Source organism: Streptomyces sp. NPDC053076, assembly GCF_044546845.1.
Classification (GTDB): domain Bacteria; phylum Actinomycetota; class Actinomycetes; order Streptomycetales; family Streptomycetaceae; genus Streptomyces.
On the sequence record NZ_JBITZL010000008.1, the window covers coordinates 313160 to 338976 of the forward strand.

General features: G+C 71.8%; 27 protein-coding genes. 18 read left to right on the forward strand and 9 right to left on the reverse strand.

The genetic code is table 11. The features are described 5' to 3' along the window. Positions 1-148: 148 nt before the first annotated feature. The 5 genes from ACIGYR_RS29975 to ACIGYR_RS29995 form a co-directional block, all read right to left on the reverse strand. Positions 149-1225, reverse strand: coding sequence for an acyl-CoA dehydrogenase family protein (locus ACIGYR_RS29975; protein ID WP_399604997.1), 1077 nt, complete (start codon positions 1223-1225; stop codon positions 149-151). After that, on the reverse strand, positions 1222-2403 hold the full coding sequence (locus ACIGYR_RS29980) for an acyl-CoA dehydrogenase family protein (RefSeq protein WP_399604995.1): 1182 nt from the start codon (positions 2401-2403) through the stop codon (positions 1222-1224). Before ACIGYR_RS29980 ends, ACIGYR_RS29975 begins: the two co-directional genes overlap by 4 nt. After that, complete coding sequence (locus ACIGYR_RS29985) at positions 2400-3365, reverse strand: NADPH:quinone oxidoreductase family protein (RefSeq protein WP_399604993.1); 966 nt, start codon at positions 3363-3365, stop codon at positions 2400-2402. The genes ACIGYR_RS29980 and ACIGYR_RS29985 overlap by 4 nt, the downstream gene beginning before the upstream one ends. 107 nt (positions 3366-3472) lie before the next feature. Beyond that, a complete protein-coding gene (locus ACIGYR_RS29990; protein ID WP_391843455.1) occupies positions 3473-4048 on the reverse strand; it encodes a helix-turn-helix domain-containing protein in 576 nt (191 codons plus the stop codon). Between the two features lie 243 nt (positions 4049-4291). Further along, the gene (locus tag ACIGYR_RS29995) at positions 4292-4720 is read right to left on the reverse strand and encodes a VOC family protein (RefSeq protein WP_399604990.1); all 429 of its coding nucleotides are present in this window, start codon (positions 4718-4720) and stop codon (positions 4292-4294) included. A gap of 470 nt (positions 4721-5190) precedes the next feature. Between ACIGYR_RS29995 and ACIGYR_RS30000 the strand changes: the two genes are divergently transcribed. From ACIGYR_RS30000 to ACIGYR_RS30030, 7 genes are all read left to right on the forward strand, one after another. Further along, complete coding sequence (locus ACIGYR_RS30000; RefSeq protein WP_399604988.1) at positions 5191-6729, forward strand: ATP-dependent DNA ligase; 1539 nt, start codon at positions 5191-5193, stop codon at positions 6727-6729. Then, on the forward strand, positions 6729-7199 hold the full coding sequence (locus tag ACIGYR_RS30005) for an NUDIX domain-containing protein (RefSeq protein WP_399604987.1): 471 nt from the start codon (positions 6729-6731) through the stop codon (positions 7197-7199). Before ACIGYR_RS30000 ends, ACIGYR_RS30005 begins: the two co-directional genes overlap by 1 nt. 76 nt (positions 7200-7275) lie before the next feature. Continuing rightward, positions 7276-8661, forward strand: a complete 1386-nt coding sequence (locus ACIGYR_RS30010; RefSeq protein ID WP_399604985.1) for an NADP-dependent succinic semialdehyde dehydrogenase — start codon at positions 7276-7278, stop codon at positions 8659-8661. 26 nt (positions 8662-8687) lie between these two features. After that, a complete protein-coding gene (locus ACIGYR_RS30015; RefSeq protein WP_391843445.1) occupies positions 8688-8921 on the forward strand; it encodes a DUF6213 family protein in 234 nt (77 codons plus the stop codon). A 448-nt stretch (positions 8922-9369) separates the two neighbouring features. Next, positions 9370-10434 (forward strand): type III polyketide synthase, encoded by a 1065-nt coding sequence (locus tag ACIGYR_RS30020; RefSeq protein WP_399604982.1) that lies wholly within the window; start codon positions 9370-9372, stop codon positions 10432-10434. Next, a complete protein-coding gene (locus ACIGYR_RS30025) occupies positions 10431-11648 on the forward strand; it encodes a cytochrome P450 (protein ID WP_399604980.1) in 1218 nt (405 codons plus the stop codon). The genes ACIGYR_RS30020 and ACIGYR_RS30025 overlap by 4 nt, the downstream gene beginning before the upstream one ends. A gap of 7 nt (positions 11649-11655) precedes the next feature. After that, a complete protein-coding gene (locus ACIGYR_RS30030) occupies positions 11656-12177 on the forward strand; it encodes a cupin domain-containing protein (protein WP_391843438.1) in 522 nt (173 codons plus the stop codon). An 84-nt stretch (positions 12178-12261) separates the two neighbouring features. Here the strand turns inward: ACIGYR_RS30030 and ACIGYR_RS30035 are convergent, their stop codons facing one another. Next, positions 12262-13491: an acyl-CoA dehydrogenase family protein gene (locus ACIGYR_RS30035; protein WP_391843436.1), complete on the reverse strand. Its 1230-nt coding sequence runs from the start codon at positions 13489-13491 to the stop codon at positions 12262-12264. 167 nt (positions 13492-13658) lie between these two features. Here ACIGYR_RS30035 and ACIGYR_RS30040 point away from each other — a divergent pair, with 167 nt between their 5' ends. Next, positions 13659-14303, forward strand: a complete 645-nt coding sequence (locus ACIGYR_RS30040) for a TetR family transcriptional regulator (protein ID WP_391843434.1) — start codon at positions 13659-13661, stop codon at positions 14301-14303. Positions 14304-14313: 10 nt separating this feature from the next. On the opposite strand, the gene def is transcribed toward ACIGYR_RS30040, so the two are convergent. Beyond that, positions 14314-14913, reverse strand: coding sequence for a peptide deformylase (def, locus tag ACIGYR_RS30045; RefSeq protein ID WP_391843432.1), 600 nt, complete (start codon positions 14911-14913; stop codon positions 14314-14316). A 152-nt stretch (positions 14914-15065) separates the two neighbouring features. Between def and ACIGYR_RS30050 the strand changes: the two genes are divergently transcribed. From ACIGYR_RS30050 to rocD, 8 genes are all read left to right on the forward strand, one after another. After that, positions 15066-16304, forward strand: coding sequence for a MurT ligase domain-containing protein (locus ACIGYR_RS30050; protein WP_391843430.1), 1239 nt, complete (start codon positions 15066-15068; stop codon positions 16302-16304). Positions 16305-16324: 20 nt separating this feature from the next. Beyond that, entirely contained in the window at positions 16325-17053 is a 729-nt protein-coding gene (locus ACIGYR_RS30055) for a type 1 glutamine amidotransferase (RefSeq protein ID WP_391843428.1), read from the forward strand. A 305-nt stretch (positions 17054-17358) separates the two neighbouring features. After that, on the forward strand, positions 17359-18384 hold the full coding sequence (locus tag ACIGYR_RS30060) for a 6-phosphofructokinase (RefSeq protein ID WP_391843426.1): 1026 nt from the start codon (positions 17359-17361) through the stop codon (positions 18382-18384). Positions 18385-18551: 167 nt separating this feature from the next. Then, a complete protein-coding gene (locus ACIGYR_RS30065) occupies positions 18552-19502 on the forward strand; it encodes a cytochrome c oxidase assembly protein (protein WP_399604977.1) in 951 nt (316 codons plus the stop codon). A 113-nt stretch (positions 19503-19615) separates the two neighbouring features. Beyond that, a complete protein-coding gene (locus ACIGYR_RS30070) occupies positions 19616-19783 on the forward strand; it encodes a hypothetical protein (RefSeq protein WP_391843422.1) in 168 nt (55 codons plus the stop codon). Between the two features lie 37 nt (positions 19784-19820). Next, complete coding sequence (locus tag ACIGYR_RS30075) at positions 19821-20306, forward strand: Lrp/AsnC family transcriptional regulator (protein ID WP_391843420.1); 486 nt, start codon at positions 19821-19823, stop codon at positions 20304-20306. A 154-nt stretch (positions 20307-20460) separates the two neighbouring features. Next, positions 20461-21270 carry a dimethylargininase gene (ddaH, locus tag ACIGYR_RS30080; protein ID WP_391843418.1) on the forward strand — a complete coding sequence of 270 codons (810 nt, stop codon included), beginning with the start codon at positions 20461-20463 and terminating at the stop codon, positions 21268-21270. Then, the gene (gene rocD, locus ACIGYR_RS30085; RefSeq protein ID WP_391843416.1) at positions 21270-22487 is read left to right on the forward strand and encodes an ornithine--oxo-acid transaminase; all 1218 of its coding nucleotides are present in this window, start codon (positions 21270-21272) and stop codon (positions 22485-22487) included. The genes ddaH and rocD overlap by 1 nt, the downstream gene beginning before the upstream one ends. Positions 22488-22541: 54 nt before the next feature. On the opposite strand, the gene ACIGYR_RS30090 is transcribed toward rocD, so the two are convergent. Beyond that, positions 22542-23195 carry a DUF305 domain-containing protein gene (locus tag ACIGYR_RS30090; RefSeq protein ID WP_399604974.1) on the reverse strand — a complete coding sequence of 218 codons (654 nt, stop codon included), beginning with the start codon at positions 23193-23195 and terminating at the stop codon, positions 22542-22544. Positions 23196-23274: 79 nt separating this feature from the next. Next, entirely contained in the window at positions 23275-23622 is a 348-nt protein-coding gene (locus ACIGYR_RS30095) for a DUF6153 family protein (RefSeq protein ID WP_399604972.1), read from the reverse strand. A gap of 381 nt (positions 23623-24003) precedes the next feature. Here ACIGYR_RS30095 and ACIGYR_RS30100 point away from each other — a divergent pair, with 381 nt between their 5' ends. Continuing rightward, positions 24004-24729 carry a lysophospholipid acyltransferase family protein gene (locus ACIGYR_RS30100; RefSeq protein ID WP_391843410.1) on the forward strand — a complete coding sequence of 242 codons (726 nt, stop codon included), beginning with the start codon at positions 24004-24006 and terminating at the stop codon, positions 24727-24729. A gap of 58 nt (positions 24730-24787) precedes the next feature. Continuing rightward, complete coding sequence (locus ACIGYR_RS30105; RefSeq protein WP_399604970.1) at positions 24788-25810, forward strand: NAD-dependent epimerase/dehydratase family protein; 1023 nt, start codon at positions 24788-24790, stop codon at positions 25808-25810. Positions 25811-25817: the final 7 nt, after the last annotated feature.

The window sequence follows — 25817 nt, forward strand, 5'->3', positions numbered from 1 at the left end:
GTTCATGTGTGGTCGCCGGACCGGGCAGCCACTCCCCAGGCGCGGGGAACCGCGCGCCCGGCCCGCACCCGACCCGCACCGGCATCGGTCGCCAGGGACCGGTGAAGACCGGGACCCGGCCCTCGCTCGACCGCACCGGCGTCCGTCGTCAGGGGCCCTGAAGACCGACCAGTTCGGCCAGCGCCGAGCGATGCGCGCCTGCCGTGCCGTAGGCGATCGAGTCGGCCTTGGCCCGCTTCAGATACAGGTGGACGGGGTGTTCCCAGGTCATGCCGATCCCGCCGTGCAGTTGCAGGGCCTCCTCGGTGGCGTGGACGGCGACGGGCGCCGCATATGCCTGTGCGACGGCCACCGAGACGTCGGTGTCCTCGCCGGAGGCCAGTGCGTCGGCGGCGGCCCGGGCGGCGGCCCGGAGGTGGACGACCTCCAGCCACAGCTGGGCGAGCCGGTGCTTGAGCGCCTGGAAACCGCCGACCGGCCGGTTGAACTGCTTGCGCTCCTTCAGGTACCGGACCGTCTCGGTCAGCGCCCAGTCGGCCACACCGAGCTGCTCGGAGGCGAGCAGTCCGGCGGCGGCACGCAGGGCACGGTGTACGGCGGGTTGGGCATCGCCCAGCCGGCGACCGCCGCGCACGCCGTCGAGGGCGACGCGAGCAAGCGGCCGGGTGAGGTCCAGGGACACCTGCGGGGTGATCGTCGCCGCGGAGGCGGGCACCGCGTACAGACCGCCGTCGTCGGCGGGCACCAGCAGCACATCGGCGATCACCGCGTCCGCGATGCCGGTCAGCTCGCCGTGCAGCGCGCCGTCCTCGACCCGTACGGCCGGACAGCCGGCCCCCGGGGCGGTGTGCAGTCCGACGGCGAGTACACCGATCGCCGTCGCCGAGGCCAGTTCGGCGAGCAGGTCGTCGGCTCCGCACTCCAGCAGGGCCTCGGTGGCGACGACGGCACTCGACAGGTAGGGCACGGGCGCCACCGCGCGGCCGAGCTCCTCCAGGACGACGGCGGCCTCTCGATGCGTGGCGCCCTGGCCGCCCAGTTCCTCGGGCACCAGCAGACCGGCCAGCCCCATGCCGCCGGCGAGCGACTTCCACAGCGGCACGTCGTGCGGCGCGTCCGACTCGGTGCGGGTGATGACGTCGGCCGGGGCGCAGTGGTCCGTGAGCAGGTCGCGCACGGCGGCCCGCAGCGCCTCTTCCTCCTCGGAGTACAGGAGATCTGTCATCGGGCCAGGTCCTTCCAGGCGACGTCCTTGTCGGTGCGCGGCTCGGCGGGCAGGCCCAGCACGCGCTCGGCGACGATGTTCAGCAGCACCTCGCTGGTACCGCCCTCGATGCTGTTGCCCTTGGAGCGCAGATAGCGGTAACCGGCGTCCCGGCCGGTGAAGTCGACGAGTTCGGGTCGGCGCATGGTCCAGTCGTCGTACGACAGGCCCTCCTCGCCGCGGAGTTCCACCTCCAGGCCGCTGATCTCCTGGTTGAGGCGGGCGAAGGCGAGCTTCATGCCGGAGCCCTCGGGGCCGGGCTGTCCGGCGACGAGCTGCTGGCGCAGCCGCTCGCCGGTGAACCGGGCCACCTCCGCCTCGACCCACAGCTTCAGCAGCCGCTGGTGCAGCTCGTGGGTGCGCAGTTCGGGGCGTTCGCGCCAGGTCTCCGCGACCGGCCCGATCATGCCGCCCTCACGGGGCAGGGCCATGCCGCCGATGGAGACCCGCTCGTTCATCAGCGTGGTCTGGGCGACCCGCCAGCCGTCGCCGACGTCGCCGAGGCGGCGGCTGTCGGGGATGCGGACATCGGTGAGGAAGACCTCGTTGAACTCCGCCTCGCCGGTGATCTGACGCAGCGGCCGGACGTCGACACCGGGGTCGGCCATGTCGCAGACGAAGTAGGTGATGCCGGCGTGCTTGGGCACGTCCGGGTCGGTGCGGGCGATGAGAATGGCCCAGCGGGCGACGTGCGCGCTGGAGGTCCACACCTTCTGCCCGTTGACCACCCAGCCGTCGCCCTCCCGGACCGCGCGGGTGCCGAGCGCGGCCAGGTCGGAGCCGGCACCGGGCTCGCTGAACAGCTGGCACCAGACTTCCTCACCGGTCCACAGGGGCCGCAGGAAGCGCCGCTTCTGCTCCTCGGTGCCGTACTTGAGGATCGTCGGCGCGGCCATGCCGAGGCCGATGCCGATACGCCGGGGGTCGTTGTCGGGGGCGCCCGCGGCCTGCAGTTCGGCGTCCACGACGGCCTGGAGGGAGCGCGGGACGCCCAGTCCGCCGAGGCCCTCCGGGTAGTGCACCCAGGCGAGCCCGGCGTCGAAGCGGGCGCGGAGGAAGTCCAGGCGGTCGGTGCTCGCCGGTGGGTGCGCGGCGAGCAACTCCCTGGTACGGCCGAGCAGTTCTACGGCGTCGGTCATGCTGCCTCCTCCATCACCACGGCGATCCGGCCGGTGGACCGGCCGTCCGCCACCCGCTGCACGGCCGCCGCGGCCTCACTCATCGGGACCCGCTCGCTGATCAGCGGCTTGATCGCGCCGCGGGCGGCCAGCTCGGTGAGCTGCTCGTGGCAGTGCTGGACCAGCTTGGGGTTCTTGGTGTTGTACAGGCCCCAGTGCAGGCCGAGGATCGAGTAGTTCTTCACCAGGGCGTGGTTGAGGGCGGGGCTCGGGATGGTGCCGCTGGCGAAACCGACGACCACGATCCGGCCCTCGAAGGCGACCAGCTTGGCGGACTGCGCGTAGGCCCCGCCGCCGACGGGGTCGTAGATCACGTCGGCGCCCCGGCCACCGGTGGCCTCCTTCACGGCGGTGACGACGTCCTCGGCACGCCGGTCGACCACTACGTCACAGCCCAGCTCCCGGGCGACGGCGGCCTTGTCGGCGCCGCCCACGACACCGATCACGGTGGCGCCGGCCGCCTTGCCGAGCTGCACGGCGGCGCTGCCCACGCCCCCGGCGGCGGCGTGCACGAGCAGGGTCTCCCCCGCCTCCAGGTGGGCGCGGCGGTGCAGACCGAACCAGCCGGTCTGGTAGCCGATGTGCAGCGCGGCGGCTTCGGCGTCGTCCAGTGACCCGGGCGCGGGGAGCAGGGCGCGGGCGTCGGCGAGGACGTACTCGGCGAATCCGCCGTACGGCAGCGCCGGGTTGGCGATCACCCGGCGGCCGTCCTCGGTCTCGCCGCAGATCTCCACGCCGGGCGTGAAGGGCAGCGGCGGGCGCACCTGGTACTGGCCCCGGCACAGCAGGGCGTCCGGGAAGTTGACGTTGGCGGCGCGCACCCGCAGCAGCACCTGGCCGTCACCGGGGGTGGGACGCTCCACCTCCGCCAGGCGCATCACCTCGCTCGGCTCGCCGTTCTCGTGCACTTGCCATGCCTGCATGCGGGGCCTCCACGGGACTGCTTCGTCTGACCGGGTCGGACCGCATACTAAGCGGTCGCTTGCCGATCAGGGAACAGGGGGAACCGCCCGGGCACGCGTCGCGTGGGTCACTTCCGGGGCGCCGGCCGTGCCCGTACATGCATCCGCTCCCCCTGCGGCCCGAACAGGCTGAGGAACTCCACCGGCCCCTCGCCCGTCGACCCGAACCAGTGCGGCACCCGCGTGTCGAACTCGGCGGCCTCCCCCGCCGCCAGCACGACGTCGTGCTCGCCGAGGACCAGACGCAGCCGGCCCGAGAGGACGTAGAGCCACTCGTAGCCCTCGTGGGTCCGCGGGTCGGGGTCCTGCTTGCGCTGCGGTTCGAGCACCTTGTAAGCCTGCAGGCCACCGGGCTGGCGGGTCAGCGGCCAGTGGGTGCGCCCGCCCCGGACGATCGGCTTGGACCGCACCCGCGGGTCCCCGACCGGGGGCGCTCCGACCAGCTCGTCCAGCGGCACCTGGTGCGCCTGGGCGATCGGCAGCAGCAGTTCGAGGCTGGGCTTGCGCAGGCCGGACTCCAGCCGGGAGAGCGTGCTCACGGAGATGCCGGTGGCCTCGGACAGCGCGGCCAGGGTCACCTCCCGCTCCTTGCGGATGCGGCGCAGCCTCGGACCCACTTCGGTCAGTACGTCGTCTGTGCTCATGGCCACCATTGCAGGAACGGCAAACCTGTTTGTCAATCCGGTGGTATCGAGCGACCGTCGCGCCCTCCCCGGGCAGACATGACGGCCGCCCTGACCGTGTGGCCAGGGCGCGCTCCTCGACCAGGTGCTCGCGGGTGCTGTTCATCCGGCTGCCGGGCGTTCCCGCTCCCCTTGCCGGCCCCGGACCATGCCCGGGACCGGCGAGGCCGGAGAGCCGTTCGGCGGGGCTCGCCGGGCGCTCGGCTAAGGACGGACGTAGGGGCGGGTCATGATCTCCATGTTGTGGCCGTCCGGGTCGTCGAAGTACGCCCCGCGACCGCCGAACAGGCGATTGATCCGCCCGGGTTCGGTGTGGCTGGGGTCGGCGTAGTAGGTGACCCCGAGCGCTGCCAGACGGGCGATCATGCTGTCGAACCGCTCGTCCGGCACGAGGAAGGCGTAGTGCTGCGACTGGATCGGCTCGTCCCGCTTCTCGTAGTAGTCGAGCGTCACGCCGTTGCCGAGGTCCACGGGGAGGAACGGCCCGAACGGAGCGCCGACCTCCAGCCCCAGTATCACGGCCATGAACTCGGCCGACAGCTGTCGGTCCCTGGCGTAGACGGCGGTGTGGTTCAACTGGACGGAGGCCGTCGGCAGCTCTGCTTCGTACGGGTGCTGCTGTTCGTTCGGCATGTGTGGTGTGTCTCTCCGGGTCTTGGGATCCGCTGGGACGGGCGCCGCATGCGGGCGCCGGGCAGAAGGACTCGGAGGTGCGGCGGGGCTCGGGCCCGCCTCGCGCTCACGCCGAGGCCGGGAAGCTCACTCGTGTATGGCCCATGGCCGACCCGGCAGTCACCCGACCGACTTTAGTGATCATCACGGGCTGAGGCAACGCCGACCCCCGGCCGTCCCTCGGCCGACCCTCAGCCGACCCTCGGCCGACCGCAGCACGCTCCGGGCACGCGGGGAACTGCGCGAACGGCCACGACGCGGCGGCGGGATGCCCCCTGGCGGCACGAGGAACTGCGCGACCGGCCACCACGCGACCGCGGGACACCCCCTGGCGGCGCGGGGAACTGCGCGACCGGCCACGGCGCGGCGGCGAGGGACGGCGCCCCCTGGGGAACCGCGCATCCCGCGGAGCGCTGAGGCACCATGACTGCATGCTGCTGACCCGGTTGGCCGAGGTGTCCCGGGAGGTCGCCGCGACGGCGGCGCGGTCCCGCAAGACCGCGCTGCTCGCGGAGCTGTTCCGGGATGCCGAGGCGGACGACGTCCCGATCGTCATCCCCTACCTGGCCGGCCGGCTGCCGCAGGGCCGGCTCGGGGTCGGCTGGAAGGTGCTCGGCCGCCCGGTGCCGCCCGCCGCCGGGCCCGCTCTCACGGTCCGGGAGGTCGACGCCCGGCTCACCGAGCTGGGCAAGGTGTCCGGCCCGGGCTCCCAGGCGGAGCGGACCCGGATCGTCGGCGAGCTGATGGGCGCGGCCACCGAGGAGGAGCAGCGCTTCCTGCTCGGCCTGCTCACCGGTGAGGTGCGCCAGGGCGCCCTGGACGCGGTCGCGGTGGAGGGCCTCGCCCAGGCGACCGGCGCGGACCCGGCGGGGGTGCGGCGGGCCGTGATGCTCGCCGGGTCGCTGCAGACGGTGGCCCAGGCCCTGCTCGGCGAGGGGCCCGCCGCACTTGAGCGGTTCCGGCTCACCGTGGGCCGCCCGGTGCTGCCGATGCTGGCGCACAGCGCGTCCTCGGTCGCCGAGGCCGTCGAGAAGCTGGGCGCCTGCGTGGTGGAGGAGAAGCTGGACGGCATCCGGGTCCAGGTGCACCGGGAGGGCGACACGGTCCGGGTGCACACCCGCACCCTGGACGACATCACCGACCGGCTGCCCGAAGTGACCGCCGCCGCAATGGAGTTGAGGGGTGATCGGTTCATCCTGGACGGCGAGGTGATCTCCTTCGACGCGGCGGGCCGGCCCCGGTCCTTCCAGGAGACGGCGGGCCGGGTCGGCTCGCGCACGGACGTGGCGAAGGCCGCCGAGGGCACTCCGGTCTCCCCCGTGTTCTTCGACGCCCTCTCGGTCGACGGCCGCGACCTGCTCGACCTGCCGTTCGCCGAGCGGCACGCGGAGCTGGCCCGGCTGGTGCCCGAGCCGATGCGGGTCCGGCGCACGGCGGTCTCGGGACCGGACGACCTGCCGGCTGCGGAACGGTTCCTCGCCGACACCCTGTCCCGCGGTCACGAGGGCGTGGTGGTCAAGGCGCTCGACGCGGCCTACAGCGCGGGCCGGCGGGGCGCCGCCTGGCTCAAGGTCAAGCCCGTCCACACCCTCGACCTGGTGGTGCTGGCCGCCGAGTGGGGGCACGGCCGCCGCACCGGCAGGCTGTCCAACCTCCACCTGGGCGCCCGCACCCCGGACGGCACCTTCGCCATGCTCGGCAAGACCTTCAAGGGCATGACGGACGCGATGCTCGCCTGGCAGACCGAGCGGCTCCAGGAACTGGCGGTCGAGGACCACGGCTGGGGAATCCGGGTCCGCCCCGAGCTCGTCGTCGAGATTGCCTACGACGGCCTTCAGCGCTCCTCGCGCTACCCGGCGGGCGTCACCCTCCGGTTCGCCCGCGTGATCCGCTACCGCGAGGACAAGCGCCCCGAGGAGGCCGATACCGTGGAGACCCTGCTGGCAGCCCACCCGGAGGTCAGGCCGTGATGGTGCGCACGACGAAGCGCAGTGCGGGACTGTTGCTGTTCCGGCGCACCGACGAGGGGCTGGAGGTGTTGCTCGGCCATATGGGCGGCCCCTTCTTCGCGAAGAAGGACGCGGGGGCCTGGACCGTACCGAAGGGCGAGTACGAGGCGGACGAGCCGGCCTGGGAGGCGGCCCGGCGGGAGTTCCAGGAGGAACTGGGGCTGGCGCCGCCGGACGGCGAGGCCGTACCGCTCGGCGAGGTCGTGCAGTCCAACGGCAAGATCGTCACGGCGTGGGCGGTGGAGGCGGACCTCGACCCGGAGACGATCGAGCCGGGCACCTTCACCATGGAGTGGCCGCCGCGGTCCGGCCGGACGCAGGAGTTCCCGGAGCTGGACCGGGTGGCGTGGCTCGGACTGGACCGGGCCCGTGCGGTGATCATCACGGCGCAGGCCGCGTTTCTCGACCGGCTGGCGGAGCACTCGGGCTGAACCGGGGCCTTTCGCGTTGCGACGGACACGGTCGCGCGCGAAGGTCGAGACAAGCCCGCTCCCAGGGAGGTCAGCCATGCCCATCGCGACGGTGAACCCGGCGAACGGCGAGACGCTCAAGACGTACGAGCCCATGGGCGAGGAGGAGCTGGAACGCCGGCTCCAGCTCGCCGAGGCCACCTTCCGCACGTACCGGACGACCTCGTTCGCCGACCGCGCCCGCTTGCTGAACAAGGCCGCCGACCTGCTGGAGGAGGACCAGCGGGAGATCGGCCGGGTCATGACCACCGAGATGGGCAAGCCGGTCAAACAGGCCCGCGCGGAGGCCGCCAAGTGCGCCAAGGCGATGCGCTGGTACGCGGAGCGCGCCGAGGGCCTGCTCGCCGACGAGGAGCCGCCCGAATCGGACGTGACGGACTCCGGCGCCTCCCGGGTGCGGGTACGGTACCGCCCGCTCGGCCCGGTCCTCGCGGTGATGCCCTGGAACTTCCCCCTCTGGCAGGTGATCCGGTTCGCCGCACCCGCCCTGATGGCCGGTAACGTCGGCCTGCTCAAGCACGCCTCCAACGTCCCCCAGACCGCCCTGTACCTGGAGGATCTCTTCCACCGGGCGGGTTTCCCTGAGGGCTGCTTCCAGACGCTGCTGATCGGCTCCGGCGCGGTGGACGACATCCTGCGCGACGAACGCGTGAAGGCCGCCACCCTGACCGGCAGCGAGCCCGCGGGGCGGGCGGTCGCCGCCACCTCCGGGGAGATGATCAAGAAGACGGTTCTGGAGCTGGGCGGCAGCGACCCCTACGTCGTCATGCCCTCCGCCGACCTGGACCGCGCGGCAGAGGTGGCGGTGACCGCGCGCGTGCAGAACAACGGGCAGTCCTGCATCGCCGCCAAGCGGTTCATCGTGCACACCGGCGTCTACGACGTCTTCGCCGAGAAGTTCGTCGCGGCCATGAAGGCTCTCAGGCTCGGCGACCCGCTGGCGGAGGACACCGAGGTCGGGCCGCTCGCCAGCGAGCAGGGCAGGAAGGACCTGGAGGAGCTGGTCGACGACGCCAGGCGGAGCGGGGCACAGGTGCTGTGCGGCGGGGAGCGTCCCGACGGACCCGGCTGGTACTACCCGCCGACCGTCCTGGCCGGCATCACCCGGGAGATGCGCATCCATCGCGAGGAGGCGTTCGGTCCGGTCGCCACGCTGTACCGGGCGGACGACCTGGACGAGGCGGTGCTGATCGCCAACGACACGCCGTTCGGGCTGAGTTCGAACGTGTGGACGCGGGACGAGAACGAGGTGGAGCGGTTCGCGCGGGACCTGGAGGCCGGTTCCGTGTACGTCAACGGCATGACCGCCTCCCATCCGGCGTTCCCGTTCGGCGGCGTGAAGCGCTCGGGGTACGGGCGTGAGCTGTCCGGGCACGGAATCAGGGAGTTCTGCAACATCACCACGGTTTGGCAGGGTGCGTGAGCGCTGCGCGGCTACCATCCCGTTTTGTGAACCGCGAAGTGACCCTGCCTCTGATCGTCGACGACCGCGGTGCCTTGCAGGTGGCGGCGGCCGACGTGAGTAAGTTGTTGCGGACCGTCGGTGCGCGGTGGCTGCATCTTGTCGAGGCCGGGGAGCAGGCACTGGACGAGGACACGGTCGCCGCTTTGACCATCGAGCTGGCGAAGCTGGCGGACCGCATCGACGTGGCGTGCATCGCGCACAGCAGCGGGGCGCCGTAGGGCACGGCTGGGGCGCGGGTCGCAGTGCGGCCCTGAACATCGCCTCGTACGCCTGGCGCAGTCCGCCGTGCGCCACGGGCCGGGCCCACGGCCAGCGCACCGGCGTCCAGGGCCCTTGGCACCGCCCCCGTCACCCGGGCGGCCGGATCCGGTGCCGGCTCCGCGGGACATCGAAGAAATCGCCGCACCGGTCGGCCGCCGGGGCCGCGGGCGCGTGCCCGGACGGCGTTCCCCAGCGGCTCTTCGGCCATAACAGCGGTCATGGCGTTTTCCCTCGTCCGGCCGCAGAAATCCGCGTCCGAGCCTGACGCCGGGTCCCCGATTCGGAGTAACCCAGCGCGAGATCGTCGCCCTCCCGGGTGACGGTGGGTGGAGCACCCCTAGGGGTGGCCCCACCTTCTGACCGGTGGGCGGAGGTCTTCCGGAACACGGAAAGCAGGGACGGTTCATGGCGACTTTGTGCAGGCCCACGGTGTCGGTCCCGGAGTACGTGATCACCATGGAGGAGACGCTGGAGCTGGCACGCTCCCACCACGCGGACCACCCCCAATTGCCACTGGCCCTCAGGCTGATCGAGAACACCGGCGTCAGGACGAGACACATCGTCCAGCCCATCGAGGAGACCCTCAAGCACCCTGGCTTCGAGGACCGCAACAAGCTCTACGAGGCCGAGGCCAAGGCCCGGGTACCCGCGGTGATCCAGCGCGCGCTGGACGACGCGGAGCTGCTCACCAGCGACATCGACGTGATCATCTACGTGTCGTGCACGGGCTTCATGATGCCCTCGCTCACGGCGTGGCTGATCAACGAGATGGACTTCGACAGCACCACCCGCCAGCTCCCCATCGCGCAGCTGGGCTGCGCGGCCGGCGGCGCGGCGATCAACCGGGCGCACGACTTCTGCTCGGCCTACCCGAACGCCAACGCCCTGATCGTGGCCTGCGAGTTCTGCTCGCTGTGCTACCAGCCCACCGACCTCGGCGTCGGCTCGCTGCTGTCCAACGGCCTGTTCGGTGACGGCATCGCCGCCGCCGTGGTGCGCGGACAGGGCGGCAGGGGCGTCCGCCTGGAGCGCAACGGCTCGTACCTGATCCCGAAGACCGAGGACTGGATCGCGTACGACGTGCGGGCGACCGGCTTCCACTTCCTGCTGGACAAGCGGGTGCCCGCGACCATGGAGCCGCTCGCCCCCGCGCTGAAGGACCTGGCCGGCACGCACGGCTGGGACGCGTCCGACCTGGACTTCTACATCATCCACGCGGGCGGTCCCCGAATACTCGACGACCTCAGCACGTTCCTCCAGGTCGACCCGCACGCGTTCCGGTTCAGCCGGGCCACGCTGACCGAGTACGGCAACATCGCCAGCGCGGTCGTCCTGGACGCGCTGCGCCGGCTGTTCGACGAGGGCGGGGCCGAGGAACGGGCGCGCGGACTGCTCGCCGGGTTCGGCCCCGGCATCACCGCCGAGATGACGGTGGGCCGCTGGGTCAACGGAGACGGAGCCGCTGGATGACCGGCGAGACGACGCTCACCGAGGTGCGGCCCCCGGTACGGCACTGGCCGGTGCTCGACCTGCCGGGGTCGCAGTTCGACCCCGTGCTGGCCGAGCTGATGGCCGAGGGCCCGGTGACCCGCATCCAGCTGCCCCACGGCGAGGGCTGGGCGTGGCTGGTCACCCGGTACGACGATGTGCGCAGGGTGGCCAACGACCCCCGCTTCAGCCGTGAGGCGGTCATGGACAAGCAGGTCACCCGGCTGGCCCCGCACTTCATCCCGGACCGGGGCGCGGTCGGCTTCCTCGATCCGCCCGACCACACCCGGCTGCGCCGCGCGGTGGCCGCCGCGTTCACCGCGAAGGGGGTGGAGCGGGTGCGGGAGAAGGCCCGCGCCATGCTGGACGAGCTGGTCGACGAGCTCTTGCGGGGCGGGCCGCCCGCGGATCTCGCCAGTGCGGTGCTCAGCCCGTTCCCGATCGCGGTGATCTGCGAGGTGATGGGCGTCCCGGCCGGTGACCGGCACAGCATGCACCTCTGGACCCAGCTGATCCTGTCCTCCTCGCACGGCAAGGAGGTCAGCGAGCGGGCGAAACGGGAGATGGCCGCGTACTTCTCCGACCTGATCGGGCTGCGCGAGAACAGCACCGGCGAGGACGTCACCTCGCTGCTGGGCGCCGCGCTGGGCCGGGGCGAGGTCTCCCTGGAGCAGGCCGTCGGCCTGGCCGTCCTCCTCCAGATCGGCGGCGAGGCGGTCACCGCCAACAGCGGGCAGCTGTTCTACCTGCTGCTGACCCGCCCCGACCTGGTGGACCGGCTGCGCGCGGAGCCGGAGATCCGGCCCCGGGCGATCGACGAACTGCTGCGCTACATCCCGCACCGCAACGCGGTCGGGCTGTCCCGCATCGCCCTGGAGGACGTCGAGATCGGCGGGGTCCGCATCCGCGCGGGCGACCCGGTCTACATCTCCTACCTGGCCGCCAACCGCGACCCGGACGTCTTTTCCGACCCGGAGACCATCGACTTCTCCCGCAGCCCGAACCCGCACCTGGCGTTCGGCTTCGGTCCCCACTACTGCCCCGGCGGCATCCTGGCGCGGCTGGAGGAGGAACTCCTGACGGACGCCCTGCTGGACCGGGTGCCGGGGCTGAGACTCGCCGTACCTCCGGATCAGGTCTTCTTCAGGAAGGGCGCCTTGATCCGGGGCCCCGAAGCCCTTCCGGTGGCGTGGTGAGCGGCCCATGACGACGACCGAGGGACTGTATGTGCCGCCGGGTCACGGCCGCGTCGTCGAGACGCCGGCCCAGCGGGTGACGTTCAAGGTCACCGGCACCCACTCGCGGATGGCCTCCACCTTCGAGGTGGAGGTCCCGCCGGGCTTCGACGTGGGCGCCCATGTGCACACGCGCAGCGAGGAGCTGTTCTACGTCCTCGACGGCGAGCTGGACGTGCTCGCCTTCGAGCCGCGCATCCGCACGCCCGACAACTGGCAGAAGTGGGAGTCGAGTTCGGGCAACCGGGTGGTGCGGGCGACGCCGGGCACGGTCATCGTCGTACCACCGGGCTGCCCGCACGCCTTCTCGAACCCCACGGACACCCCGGCCAAGATGTTCTTCCAGGCGAGTCCGCCGCCGGATCACGAACTGTACTTCGAGGAGTTGCTGGAGATCCTGGGCAGCGGGGGGCCGCCGGACCAGGAGGCGATCGAGGCGCTGCGGGCCAAGTACGACATCGAGCAGCTCACTCCCCTCAGGCACCGGTGAGCGTGCCGGACCGAGGGGCGCGGGGCGCCGCGCGGCCGGTCACGACGAGCCGGCGGCCCGCGTCGCGCCCGCACCTGCACGGCACTAGCGGATCGGCATCCCGGCCAGGGTCCGCGCGATGACCAGCCGCTGGATCTCGCTCGTGCCCTCGAAGATCGTGTAGATCGCGCTGTCCCGGTGCATCCGCTCGACCGGGTACTCGCGGGTGTACCCGTTGCCGCCCAGGATCTGAATCGCCTGCGCGGTCACCTTCTTCGCGGTCTCGCTGGCGAACAGCTTCGACATCGACCCCTCGGCCGCGGTGAACGGCCTGCCGTTCACGGCCATCCACGACGCACGCCAGACGAGGAGGCGGGCGGCGTCGATCTGCGTGCGCATGTCCGCGAGCTGGAAGGCCACGCCCTGGTTGTCGATGATGGGCCGCCCGAACTGTTCGCGGGTCATGGCGTAGTCGAGGGCGACCTCGTAGGCGGCCCGGGCGGTGCCGACCGCCATGGCTCCGACGGCGGGCCGGCTCGCCTCGAACGTGGCCATGGCCGCGTTCTTCACCCTCTCCCCGCCGGATGCCTTGGCCCTCTCCCGGGCCCGGGCGAGCCGCTCGTCCAGCTTCTCCTTGCCGCCGAGCAGGCAGGAGCCGGGCACCCGGACGTTGTCGAGGATGACCTCGGCGGTGTGCGAGGCGCGGATGCCGTGCTTCTTGAACTTCTGCCCCTGGGACAGACCGGCCGTGCCGGCCGGCACGATGAAGGAGGCGTGGCCCTTGGATCCCAGGGCCGGGTCGACGACGGCGACGACGACGTGGACGTTGGCTATGCCGCCGTTGGTCGCCCAGGTCTTCGTGCCGTTGATCACCCACTCGTCCTTGGCCTCGTCGTACACGGCACGCGTGCGCATGGAGGCGACGTCGGAGCCGGCGTCGGGCTCGGAGGAGCAGAACGCGGCGACCTTGACGTCGTTCTGGTCGCCGTACATCTGCGGGATCCAGGTGCCGATCTGCTCCTCCGTGCCGTTGGCGAGGACGCCCACGGCCGCGAGACCGGTGCCGACGATGGACAGGGCGATGCCCGCGTCGCCCCAGAACAGCTCCTCCATGGCCATCGGGATGCCCAGGCCGGTGGGGTCGAAGTACTGCTGCGCGTAGAAGTCCAGGGAGTAGATGCCGACCTTCGCGGCCTCCTGGATCACCGGCCAGGGGGTCTCCTCGCGCTCGTCCCACTCGGCCGCCGCGGGGCGGATCACCTCCGCGGCGAAGCCATGGAGCCAGTCTTTGACTTCCTTCTGTTCGTCGTTCAGCTCCATGGTGAACTCGGCCATGTCCCCTCCAGCGGCGGTACGGTGTTACTAGCGGTAACCCGAGTGTGTTACTCACCGGTAGGAAAAGTCAACCGTTGATGACGCCTCGGCATCCCGTTCGATGCCGGGAGCCCGGTCAGTGTTACTTTGCGCAGGCGTCACCGAATCAGCACGGGTGGGGAGAGCACATGGACACCACACAGCGGACCGATCAGCAGCGGTCCGCCGACCGCCGACGGCGCGAGCTGCTGGAGGCCGCCGACCGGGTGGTGCTGCGCGACGGCCCGCAGGCGTCGATGAACGCGATCGCGGCGGAGGCGGGTATCACGAAGCCGATCCTGTACCGGCACTTCGGCGACAAGGGCGGCCTTTACGCGGCCTTGGCCAAACGGCACACCGACGCCCTGCTGGACTCGCTGCGGGCCGCGCTGGACGCTCCGGCCGACCGGCGGGAGCGGGTCGAGTCCACCCTGGACACCTATCTCGCCGCGATCGAGGCCCGGCCCCAGGTGTACCGGTTCCTCATGCACCCGGCGGAGGGGAGCCAGGGCGGCGACCACGGTTTCGACGTCGGCAAGCACAGCGCCCCACTGCTGCGCCGGATGGGCGAGGAACTGGCCCAGGTCATCGAGGAGCGGGTGGACCTCGGCCCGGAGAGTCAGCGGCTCGCCCGGGTGTGGGGGCACGGGATCGTCGGGATGATGCATGCCGCCGGTGACTGGTGGCTCGGCGAACGCCCCTGCTCGCGCGCCGAGTTGGTGCGGTCCCTCGCCGATCTGCTGTGGGGCCGGCTCGCGGCCGCGGGGGACAGGATGGGCGGTCCGGGGTTCTGACGGTCGCCTGTCAGCCGGGGGTGCGCGGGAGTCGGTCGCGCGGTTCCCCGTGCCCCTGGGCCGGACCACCCACCCGATGCCACGGCGCCCGCTCGACCTGCCTGCGCAGTCTGCGCCCGCGCCAGCCCGTCAGGCGGTCCGCGTACACGCGGCCCTCCAGGTGGTCGCACTCGTGCTGCAGGCACCTGGCGAAGAACCCCGTGCCGTGCACGGTGACCGGCTCCCCCGTCACCGTGCGGCCCTCGACCACCGCGTGGTCGTAGCGCTCGGTCCCCGCCTCCAGGCCCGGCAGGGACAGACAGCCCTCCGGACCCCGGATCACCACGCCGTCCGCCGTCACCAGTCGCGGGTTCACCACGTGCCCGAGATGACGCACATCCTCATCATCCGGACAGTCATAGACGAACACCCGCAAACCGACCCCGATCTGGTTCGCGGCCAGGCCCACCCCCTGGGCCGCGTACATCGTGGCGAACAAGTCCTCCACGAGGGCCGCCAGGTCGGGGCCGAAGTCGGTGACGTCCCGGCACGGTTCGCGCAATGCCGCGTCGCCGAGCAGGGTGAGAGGCCGGACGCGCCCGCGGGCGCCCGGAATGGAACCGTGTCGCATGGCGGCAAGGGTACGGTTCGTTCAGCCCATGCCCGCCGCTCAAGGCGTGGGCCGGGATTCGGGTGTGCGAATGGATCTCGATAGGCTGAGGTTCACACCACGCTGCCGGATGGCCCCAGGCGCGGCGCGTACGCAAGGAGGATCGAGAACTGATGGCAGGCAACTCGGACCCGCTCTCGCCGCGGGCCAAGCTGGCCGTGACCGCGGGCAAGGCGGTCGCTGCGGCATCGCGCGCCGCAGGACGCGGCAGCGGGTCGGTGATCGGTGGCCGGGTCGCTCTGAGACTCGACCCCGACCTGCTCGGGCGGCTCGCCCACAACCTGGACGTCGTCCTGGTGTCCGCCACCAACGGCAAGACCACGACCACCCGGCTCATCGCGGAGGCGCTGCGCGCCGCGGGCCCGGTCGTGTCGAACGCGCTCGGCGCCAACATGCCGGCCGGCATCACGTCCGCGCTCGCGGGCGGCTCGGAGTCGAAGTTCGGTGTCATCGAGGTCGACGAGAAGTACCTGGCCGGAGTGGCCCGGGACACCGACCCCAAGTGCATCGCCCTGCTGAACCTCTCCCGCGACCAGCTGGACCGCGCCGCCGAGACCCGGATGCTCGCCGAGAACTGGCGCGAGGGCCTGGCCGGCACCAAGGCCGTCATCGTCGCCAACTGCGACGACCCGCTGGTCGTCTGGGCCGCGTCCTCCTCCCCGAATGTGATCTGGGTCGCGGCCGGGCAGATGTGGAAGGACGACGCCTGGTCCTGCCCGTCGTGCGGCGGTGTGATGCAGCGCCCCGGCGACGACTGGTTCTGCGGTGAGTGCGGCTTCCGCCGGCCCACGCCGACCTGGGCCCTGTCCGGCGATCACGTACTCGACCCGCACGGGTCCGCCTGGCCGATCCACCTCCAGCTGCCGGGCCGCGCCAACAAGGCGAACGCGGCCAGCTCCGCGGCCGTCGCCGCCGTCTTCGGCGTGCCGCCGCAGGTCGCCCTGGAGCGGATGTACGCGGTGCAGGCGGTGGCCGGCCGGTACGACGTCGTCCAGTTCCAGAACCGCGACCTGCGGCTGCTGCTGGCCAAGAACCCGGCCGGCTGGCTCGAGACGTTCTCCCTGATCGACCCGCCGCCCGCCCCCGTGATCCTGTCCGTGAACGCCCGCGGGGCCGACGGCACCGACACCTCCTGGCTGTGGGACGTCGACTACACCCGGCTGACCGGCCACCCGATCTTCGTGATCGGCGACCGGAAGCTGGACCTCGCCGTCCGCCTGGAGGTCGCGAACCAGCACTTCCAGGTCTGCGAGAACCTCGACCAGGCCGTGCAGATGTGCCCGCCGGGCCGGATCGAGGTCATCGCGAACTACACCGCGTTCCAGGACCTGCGCCGCCGCGTCGGCAACTGATCTTCGAAGGGCGATCTCTCATGAGCGACAACCAACTGCGGCTGGTGTGGATCTACCCGGACCTGCTGAGCACCTACGGCGACCAGGGCAACGCCCTCGTCGTGGAGCGGCGGGCCCGGCAGCGCGGCCTGGACGTGGCCCGGCTCGACGTGCGCAGCGACCAGCCGATCCCGACGTCCGGCGACATCTACCTGATCGGCGGCGGCGAGGACCGCCCGCAGCGGCTCGCGGCCGAGCGGCTGCGCCGCGACGGACATCTGCAGCGGGCGGTGGAGAACGGGGCGATCGTCTTCTCCGTCTGCGCCGGCTACCAGATCCTCGGCCACGAGTTCATCAACGACCTGGGCCAGCGCGAACCGGGCCTCGGCCTGCTCGACGTGGTGTCGGTGCGCGGCGAGGGCGAGCGGTGCGTCGGTGACGTGCTGGGCGACATCGACCCGCAGCTGGGCCTGCCCCAGCTGACCGGTTTCGAGAACCACCAGGGCGTCACCCATCTCGGCCCCGCGGCCCGCCCCTTCGCCCGAACGGTGATCGGCAAGGGCAACGGCACCGGGGACGGCACGGAGGGCGCGTACAACGGGACCGTCTTCGGCACGTACATGCACGGGCCGGTCCTCGCCCGCAATCCGCTGATCGCCGACCTGCTGCTGAAGCTGGCGCTCGACGTCAACGCGCTGCCGCCGATCGACGACCGCTGGTACGAGGCACTGCGCAACGAGCGCATTGCCGCCGCCCAGCAGCCAGCGTGACCGGCTGAGAAGGGTCGCACGGCAGCCCGCGTGGCCGGCTGAGAAGGGTCGCACGGCAGCCCGCGTAACCAGCCGAGAAGGGTGGCACGGCAGCCCGCTCGACCGTCCCTTCGACGGGATCTCGACACGGTCCGGCGGATTCCCCGGCGGGCCCGCCTGACGGGCCGTCCGCTCACATGTGCGGACGCGTCCAGCAGGCGGACGCCCGCTACGGAGCCACCCCCTCACGCCGGTAGGGTGGCCGGGAATCCGCCGGACAACGTGGTCCGGTCTACCCGGCCCACGTTGAGAAGGTATTTCGGGCTATGCGCATTGGTGTCCTCACGTCCGGCGGCGACTGCCCCGGCCTGAACGCCGTCATCCGGTCCGTCGTGCACCGTGCCGTCGCCGACCACGGCGACGAGGTCATCGGTTTCCGGGACGGCTGGAAGGGCCTGCTGGAGGGCGACTGCCTGAAGCTCGACCTCGACGCCGTGGGCGGCATCCTGGCCCGCGGCGGCACCATCCTCGGCTCCTCCCGGGTCCGCCCGGAGCATCTGCGGGACGGAGTGGAGCGGGCCAGGGGCCATGTCGCGGAACTGGGTCTCGACGCGATCATCCCGATCGGCGGCGAGGGCACGCTCAAGGCGGCCCGGCTGCTGTCGGACAACGGGCTGCCCATCGTCGGCGTCCCCAAGACCATCGACAACGACATCGCCGTCACGGACGTCACCTTCGGCTTCGACACCGCGGTGACCGTGGCGACCGAGGCCCTGGACCGGCTGAAGACCACCGCCGAGTCCCACCAGCGCGTGCTGATCGTGGAGGTCATGGGCCGGCACACCGGCTGGATCGCGCTGCACTCCGGCATGGCGGCCGGCGCCCACGCCGTCGTCGTACCCGAGCGGCCCTTCGACATCGATGAGTTGACGAAGAAGGTCGGCGAACGGTTCGAGGCCGGCAAGCGGTTCGCGATCGTCGTCGCGGCCGAAGGGGCCAAGCCGCGCCCCGGCTCCATGGAGTTCGACGAGGGCGGCAAGGACATCTACGGCCACGAGCGCTTCGCGGGCATCGCGCGGCAGCTGTCGATCGAGCTGGAGCAGCGGCTCGGCAAGGAGGCCCGGCCGGTGATCCTCGGGCATGTGCAGCGGGGCGGCACCCCGACGGCGTACGACCGGGTGCTGGCGACCCGCTTCGGGTGGCACGCGGTGGAAGCCGTGCACCGGGGCGAGTTCGGCATGATGACGGCGCTGCGCGGGACGGACATCATCATGGTCTCCCTGGCGGAGGCGGTGGAGACGCTCAAGACGGTTCCCGACCAGCGGTACGACGAGGCGGAGTGCGTTCTCTGAGGTTCCGGTGGTCTGCCGGGTGCGGGTCGTGTGTGGCTTGTCGCGCGGTTCCCCGCGCCCCTTTCGGGGCGCGTCGCACCGGACCCCGGTCACCGGGGTGACCGGCGGCGGCTCTACTCTGGGGGGCGGACAGAATCGCACAACCCCCACGAAACAGGAGCCGGCGGATGGATCACAGCGGGCACGGCATGACCATGGATCTGCCGCCGTTCACGCTGGCGCGAGGGCTCGAGTGGTCGGCGGACCCGTTCTTTCTCATCGCCTGCCTGGCCGGACTGGGCCTGTACGGCTGTGGAGTGCTGCGGCTGCGGCGGCGCGGAGACGCCTGGCCGGTGAACCGTACGGTGCTGTACGTCGTCGGGGTGCTCACCATCGCGCTGGTGATGTGCACCAAGCTGAACGACTACGGCATGGTCATGTTCAGTGTGCACATGGTGCAGCACATGGTGATCAGCATGCTGTCGCCGATCCTGATCCTGCTCGGCGCCCCGGTCACGCTGGCACTGCGCGCGCTGCCGACCGCGGGCAAGGGCCGCAAGGGCCCCCGCGAGCTGCTGCTGATGCTGCTGCACAGCCGGTACATGCGGATCATCACCCACCCGGCGTTCACCATCCCGCTGTTCATCGCGAGCCTGTACGCCCTGTACTTCACGCCGCTGTTCGACCTCCTGATGGGCTCCAGGGCCGGGCACCTCGCGATGATGGTGCACTTCCTCGCGGTCGGTGTCGTGTTCTTCTGGCCGATCATCGGGCTCGACCCGGGTCCGCACCGGCCGGGTCATCTGATGCGGATGCTGGAGCTGTTCGCGGGCATGCCGTTCCACGCGTTCTTCGGGATCGCGCTGATGATGGCGTCGACGCCGATGGTGGAGACGTTCCAGAACCCTCCCGCCTCGCTCGGCATCGACGCGCTGTCGGACCAGAACGTGGCCGGCGGCATCGCCTGGGCGTTCAGCGAGATCCCCTCGGTGCTGGTGCTGATCGCCCTGCTGTTCCAGTGGTACGGCTCCGAGCAGCGACAGGCCAGGCGCACGGACCGGGCCGCCGACCGGGACGGTGACAAGGAGCTGGAGGCGTACAACGCCTATCTGGCCTCGCTGAACACGCGCGAGGGCTGAGCCGCCCTCCCCCCGCGGGCCGGAGCCGTTCGGGCTCCGGCCCGCAGCCATATCCCGTCCGGGCGGGAATCGGGGCACCATGGTCATGGACGGACCATGAGGAGGGTGCCGCGATGCCCGGTTCCACGAACGGTTCCACCAAGGCGATGGGGGCTCTCACGGTCGGCGGCCTGGTCGTCGTGACCGCCTACACGGTCGCGCTCGGCAGCAACGGCTGGTTGTGGTTCGGCTGGGTGGTGCTGGGGCTGCTGACACTCGCGCTGGTCGTCACCCAGTCGTGAGCCGCGGCGCGCGGGCGGGGGTGGTTACAGTGCCCGCATGAACAGCAGGACGCCCTCGTTCGACGAGCTGGACCGCCAGATCATCACCGCGCTCATGGGGAACGCCCGGACCAGCTTCGCCGAGATCGGTGCGGCGATCGGGCTGTCCGCCACGGCGGTCAAGCGACGCGTGGACCGGCTGCGGGAGACCGGGGTGATCACCGGGTTCACGGCGACGGTGAAGCCCTCGGCGCTCGGCTGGCGCACGGAGGCTTACGTCGAGGTGTACTGCGAGGGCGCGGCCCCGCCCCGGCGCCTGGCTGAGGTGGTCCGCAACCATCCGGAGATCGCGGCCGGCATGACGGTGACCGGTGGCGCCGACGCGCTGCTGCATGTGCGGGCCCGGGACGTGGAGCACTTCGAGGAGGTGCTGGAGCGGATCCGCGCCGAGCCGTTCATCCGGAAGACGATCAGCGTGCTGGTGTTGTCCCATCTGCTCCCGGAAAGCCCCGAAGCGGGCGCCACCCATGCCGCCCCGGAATGACCTGTGCGACACGCAGGAGTCGTGCGTCCTCATGGGCCACAACGCAGCGATGCTGCGCATCTACGCAGCTCTTTTCGCTTGTCGCGCGTCTGTCTCGCTTCCTACCGTAGTGTCCACCCCTCAGTGACACACAGGAAAGCGGAGGAAACCCTCTGTGTCCGAACGTCGTGTGCCGCGTTCCCGGCGTTTTCTCGTCTGCGAACCCAGACACTTCGCCGTCCAGTACGCGATCAACCCCTGGATGCATCCCGACCGACCCGTCGATGTGGACCTGGCCCAGGACCAGTGGCAGGCGCTGATCCGCGCCTACCGGTCCCACGGCCACACCGTCGACACCGTCGAGCCGGCTCCCGGCCTGCCGGACATGGTGTTCGCCGCCAACGCGGCGTTCGTCGTCGGCGGCCGGGTCTTCGGCTCCCTGTTCCACGCTCCGGAACGGCGCCCGGAGTCGGAGCACTACGACACCTGGTTCAAGACGGCGGGCTATGACGTGTACCGCCCCGAGTCGGTGACCGAGGGCGAGGGCGACCTGGTGTGGACGGGCCGTTACGTGCTCGCCGGCACCGGGTTCCGCACCACCCGCGAGGCGCACCGGGAGGCGCAGGAGTTCCTCGGTCATCCGGTGATCGGCCTGACGCTGGTGGACCCGTACTTCTACCACCTGGACACGGCGCTCTTCGTCCTCGACGACGACAACATCTGCTACTACCCGGAGGCGTTCTCGGCGGGCAGCCGGGAGGTGCTGCGGCGGCTGTACCCGGACGCGGTGCTCGCCACCCGGGAGGACGCGCTGGCCTTCGGCCTGAACTCCGTCTCCGACGGCCGGCACGTCTTCATCGCGCCCAAGGCCGAGGCGCTGGCCGGGCGCCTCGCCGACCACGGTTACATCCCCGTCCCCGTCGACCTGTCCGAGTTCCACAAGGCCGGCGGCGGCATCAAGTGCTGCACCCAGGAGATCCGCTGATGACCGCACCCGCGCGCACCCGTACGTCCGACGACCTGATCCGCGCGGAGGAGCCGGTTCTCGCGCACAACTACCACCCGTTGCCCGTGGTGGTGGCCCGGGCCGAGGGCACCTGGGTGGAGGACGTCGAGGGCAACCGCTACCTCGACATGCTGGCCGGCTACTCGGCCCTCAACTTCGGCCACCGGCACCCGGCGCTGATCGAGGCCGCCCACCGCCAGCTCGACCAGCTGACGCTGACCTCCCGCGCCTTCCACAACGACCGGCTCGCGGAGTTCGCCGAGCGGCTCACCGAGCTGACCGGCCTGGACATGGTGCTGCCGATGAACACCGGCGCGGAGGCGGTGGAGAGCGGCGTCAAGGTGGCCCGCAAGTGGGCCTACGACGTCAAGGGCGTCCCGGCCGGACAGGCGACCATCGTCGTCGCGGCGGAGAACTTCCACGGCCGTACGACCACCATCGTCAGCTTCTCCACGGACGAGACCGCCCGGAGCGGGTTCGGTCCCTTCACCCCCGGTTTCCGGATCGTGCCGTACAACGACCTGGCCGCGCTGGAGGCGGCGGTCGACGACACGACGGCGGCCGTGCTGATCGAACCCGTCCAGGGCGAGGCCGGGGTGATCATCCCGGACGACGGCTATCTCGCCGGGGTACGGGAGCTGACCCAGCGCAAGGGCTGCCTGTTCATCGCGGACGAGATCCAGTCGGGCCTCGGCCGCACGGGCCGCACCCTCGCCGTCGAGCACGAGGATGTCGTCCCGGACGTCGTGCTGCTCGGCAAGGCGCTGGGCGGCGGCATCGTGCCGGTGTCGGCGGTGGTGGCCCGGCGCGAGGTGCTGGGTGTGCTGCATCCGGGTGAGCACGGCTCGACGTTCGGCGGCAATCCGCTCGCCGCGGCGGTCGGCACGGCCGTGGTCGAGCTGCTGGAGACCGGTGAGTTCCAGCGCCGGGCGGCCGAGCTGGGGGTGATCCTGCGGGACGGGCTGAGCGAGCTGGTCGGCAGGGGCGTGGCCGGTTTCCGCGCGCGCGGACTCTGGGCCGGCGTGGACGTCGACCCTGCCCTCGGCACCGGCCGCGAGATCAGTGAGCGCCTGATGCGCGAGGGAATCCTGGTCAAGGACACCCACGGCTCCACGATCCGGCTGGCGCCGCCGCTGACCATCACGGCGGAGGAGCTGCGGTCGGCGCTCGCGGCCCTGGAGAAGGTACTGGCCTGAGGAACGGGCGGGCGGGGGGCCGGTGGCGCCACCGGTCCCCCGCCCGCCGTGCCGTCAGCTCGTGCCGAGGAGCTGCTTCATCTCCTTGATCTCGGCGTTCTGCGCGGTGACGATGCCGTCCGCCATGGCCTTGGCCGCACCGCTGCGGCCCTTGTCCTTCTCGGTGGTGGCCATCTCGACGGCGCCCCGGTGGTGCTGGACCATCAGCGACAGGAACCTGGTGTCGAAGTCCTTGCCGGTGGCCTTCTTCAGGGCGGTCATGTCGGCGTCGCTCATCATCCCGGACATCCCGGACATCCCGGCGTGACCCGTGTGGTCCATGCCGGCCATGGGCACCTGCGCGCCCCATGCCCTCAGCCAGCCGGTCATGGTGCGGATCTCCGGGCCCTGTGCCTTCTCGATGCGGGCGGCGAGGTCCTTCACCCGTGCCGACGAGGCCCGGCCGTCGGCGAGTTCGGCCATCTCCAGGGCCTGCTGGTGGTGGGGGATCATGCCCTGCGCGAAGGCGACGTCCTGGGTGTTGTGCGCGGCGCCCGACGCGCCGGGGGTGGCCGACGCGCCGGGGGTGGCCGACGCGCCGGGAGCGGCGGAGGAACCGTGGCCGGTGTGGCCCTCGCCGCCGTTGCCGCCGCAGGCGGCCAGGACGAGGGCGGTGGTCACGGCGACCGCGGCGAGGCCGGTACGGCGCGTCAGGATACGGCTGGTCATGCTGGGAACTCCTGCTGTTCTGTAGGGATTCAGGGCACGCGTGAGGACGGCCGCAGCGGGTGCTCGGCCGTCGGCGTCTCTAGATCCGCAGAAGCTGGAGTTCCGCCAGGGAGGGCGGTGCGCGGGCGCCGTCCGGTGCCGCGACCGCGCACGGGCGCGGGACGACCGACGGCACGGCGGCATCGGTCGCAGCGAGGCCGGGGGCGGGCAGCTGAGGCCCGCCGCTCACGGCGCCGGACGCGCAGGTGGGATCGGCGTGGTGCAACCGGCCGCCACCGCAGTGACCGTCCCCGCCGGGGCCGTCGTCCATGACACCGAGGGCGACCGCGCCGTGCCCGCTGCGGATGTGCTCGGCGTGTCCCGCCCCGCCGGGGGCGAGGGCGTGCATGCCCAGCAGCCCGATCAGCACCGCCAGTACGGACAGCACGCGGCACCGCCGGAGCGGTCGCCGAGGGTGCTGTCCCGAGCTGTGCACCGGGCCATCGTACGGGCGCGGGTGACGGCGGGCGCCCCGGACCCGTCGACGCGGGGTTGCCCGGCCGCCGGTTGGCGGAGCCGCGCGAGTACGACGACACGGCCGACGTCGTGCGGTGGCGGCTCCGACCTGCCCTGAGGACCGCCCTCCCGCGCAGCGGTGAAACGGCGGCTGCCCTGGTGCGTGCCCGGCGGACGCGTCACACCGCCGGGCCCGGGTACTGGCCCGGCGCAACCGGGCAGCAGATGATGACAGGGGCACGCGGGCCGGCAGTCCGGCCCGCGGGCCGGGAGCCGCCGGTCCGCAGCCGGCCTGACGGAGTGAGGGCGAGCCGTGTTCTACCACCTGCTCAAGTACGTGCTGCTGGGCCCCCTGCTCAGAGTGGTCTTCCGTCCCCGGATCGAAGGTCTGGAGCACGTGCCCGCCTCGGGTCCGGCGATCGTCGCCGGCAACCATCTGTCCTTCTCGGACCACTTCCTGATGCCGGCGATCCTGAAACGCCGCATCACCTTCCTCGCCAAGGCGGAGTACTTCACCGGCCCCGGGGTGAAGGGCCGGCTCACCGCGTTCTTCTTCCGCAGTGCCGGACAGATCCCGGTGGACCGCTCCGGCAAGGAGGCGGGTCAGGCGGCGATCCGCGAGGGCCTCGGGGTGCTGAGCAAGGGAGAGTTGCTCGGCATCTACCCGGAGGGCACGCGCTCGCACGACGGCCGGCTGTACAAGGGCAAGGTCGGGGTCGCCGTGATGGCGCTGACGGCCGGGGTACCGGTGGTGCCCTGCGCGATGATCGGCACGTTCGAGGCACAGCCGCCCGGCAAGGTCGTACCCAGGATCCGTCGGGTGAGCATCCGCTTCGGCGAGCCCCTCGACTTCTCCCGCTACGCCGGCATGGAGCACGAGAAGGCCGTGCTGCGAGCGGTCACCGACGAGATCATCTACGCCATCCTGTCGCTGTCCGGGCAGGAGTACGTCGACGAGTACGCGGGCGTCGTCAAGGAACGGCAGGCGGCCGAGCAGGGCGCGCGGGAGCGCAGGTTCCCGCGGGCACCGCTCGGCTGACCTCTGCCCTCGGCAGAAGGACCGTGGCACCGGCGGCCCGCCTGCCTAGGCTCGGAGCATGAAGCGGGCTGTGGTGATCGGGGCGAGCGGGCAGATCGGCCGTCCGGTGGTGGAGGCGCTGGCACGGGACGGCTGGGCGGTGACGGCCGCCTCGCGCGGTGGCGGCCGGGACGCGGCGTGGGACGAGGGTGTGCGCACGGTCAGGCTGGACCGGGCCGACGGCGCGGCCGTGGCCCGCGTGGTGGGTGACGGCTGCGACCTGCTGGTCGACATGGTCGCCTACGACGCCGGGCACGCGCGGCAGTCGACGGCTCTGGCGGACCGGATCGGCTCGGTGGTGGTGCTCTCCAGCGTGGCCGTGTACGAGGACGGCGCGGGGCGGGGGTTCGACACCCAGGGTGAGCCGGACGGCTTCCCGGTCTACCCGGTGCCCGTTGCCGAGACCCAGCCGACGGTCGCGCCGGGCACGGCGACCTACGCCACCCGCAAGGTGCAGATGGAGCGTGAACTCCTGGACGCCGAGGGCAGATTGCCGGTCACCGTGCTGCGGGCGAGTGCGGTGCACGGGCCGTACAGCCCGCTGCCGCGCGAGGCGTACTTCGTCAAGCGGAATCTGGACGGGCGCAGGCGGCGGGTGCTGGCGTACCGGGGGGAGAGCCGGTTCCATCCGTCGAGTGCCCGCAACATCGCCGAGCTGGTGCGGCTGGCGGCGGCCCGGCCGGGCTCCCGGGTGCTCAACGCCTGTGACGGGCAGGCTCCGACGGCCGCCGGGATCGGCGCCGCGATCGACGCCGTGATGGGGGTGGAGGCCGAGACCGCCTGCCTCGACGGTCCGCCGGCCGGCTCCGTGGGCCGGTCACCGTGGTCGGTGCCGCTGCCGGTGGTGTTCGACATGTCCGCCGCCGAACGGGAGTTGGGCTACCGGCCGGTGGTGTCGTACGCGGAGAGCCTGCCGGAGACGGTGGAGTGGCTCACCGGGGCGCTGCGCGGGCGGGACTGGCGGGCGTGCTTCCCGCTCCTCGCCCAGGTGTACCCGGATCTGTTCGACTACGCGGCGGAGGACGCCTGGCACACGGCGTAGGAGAGGG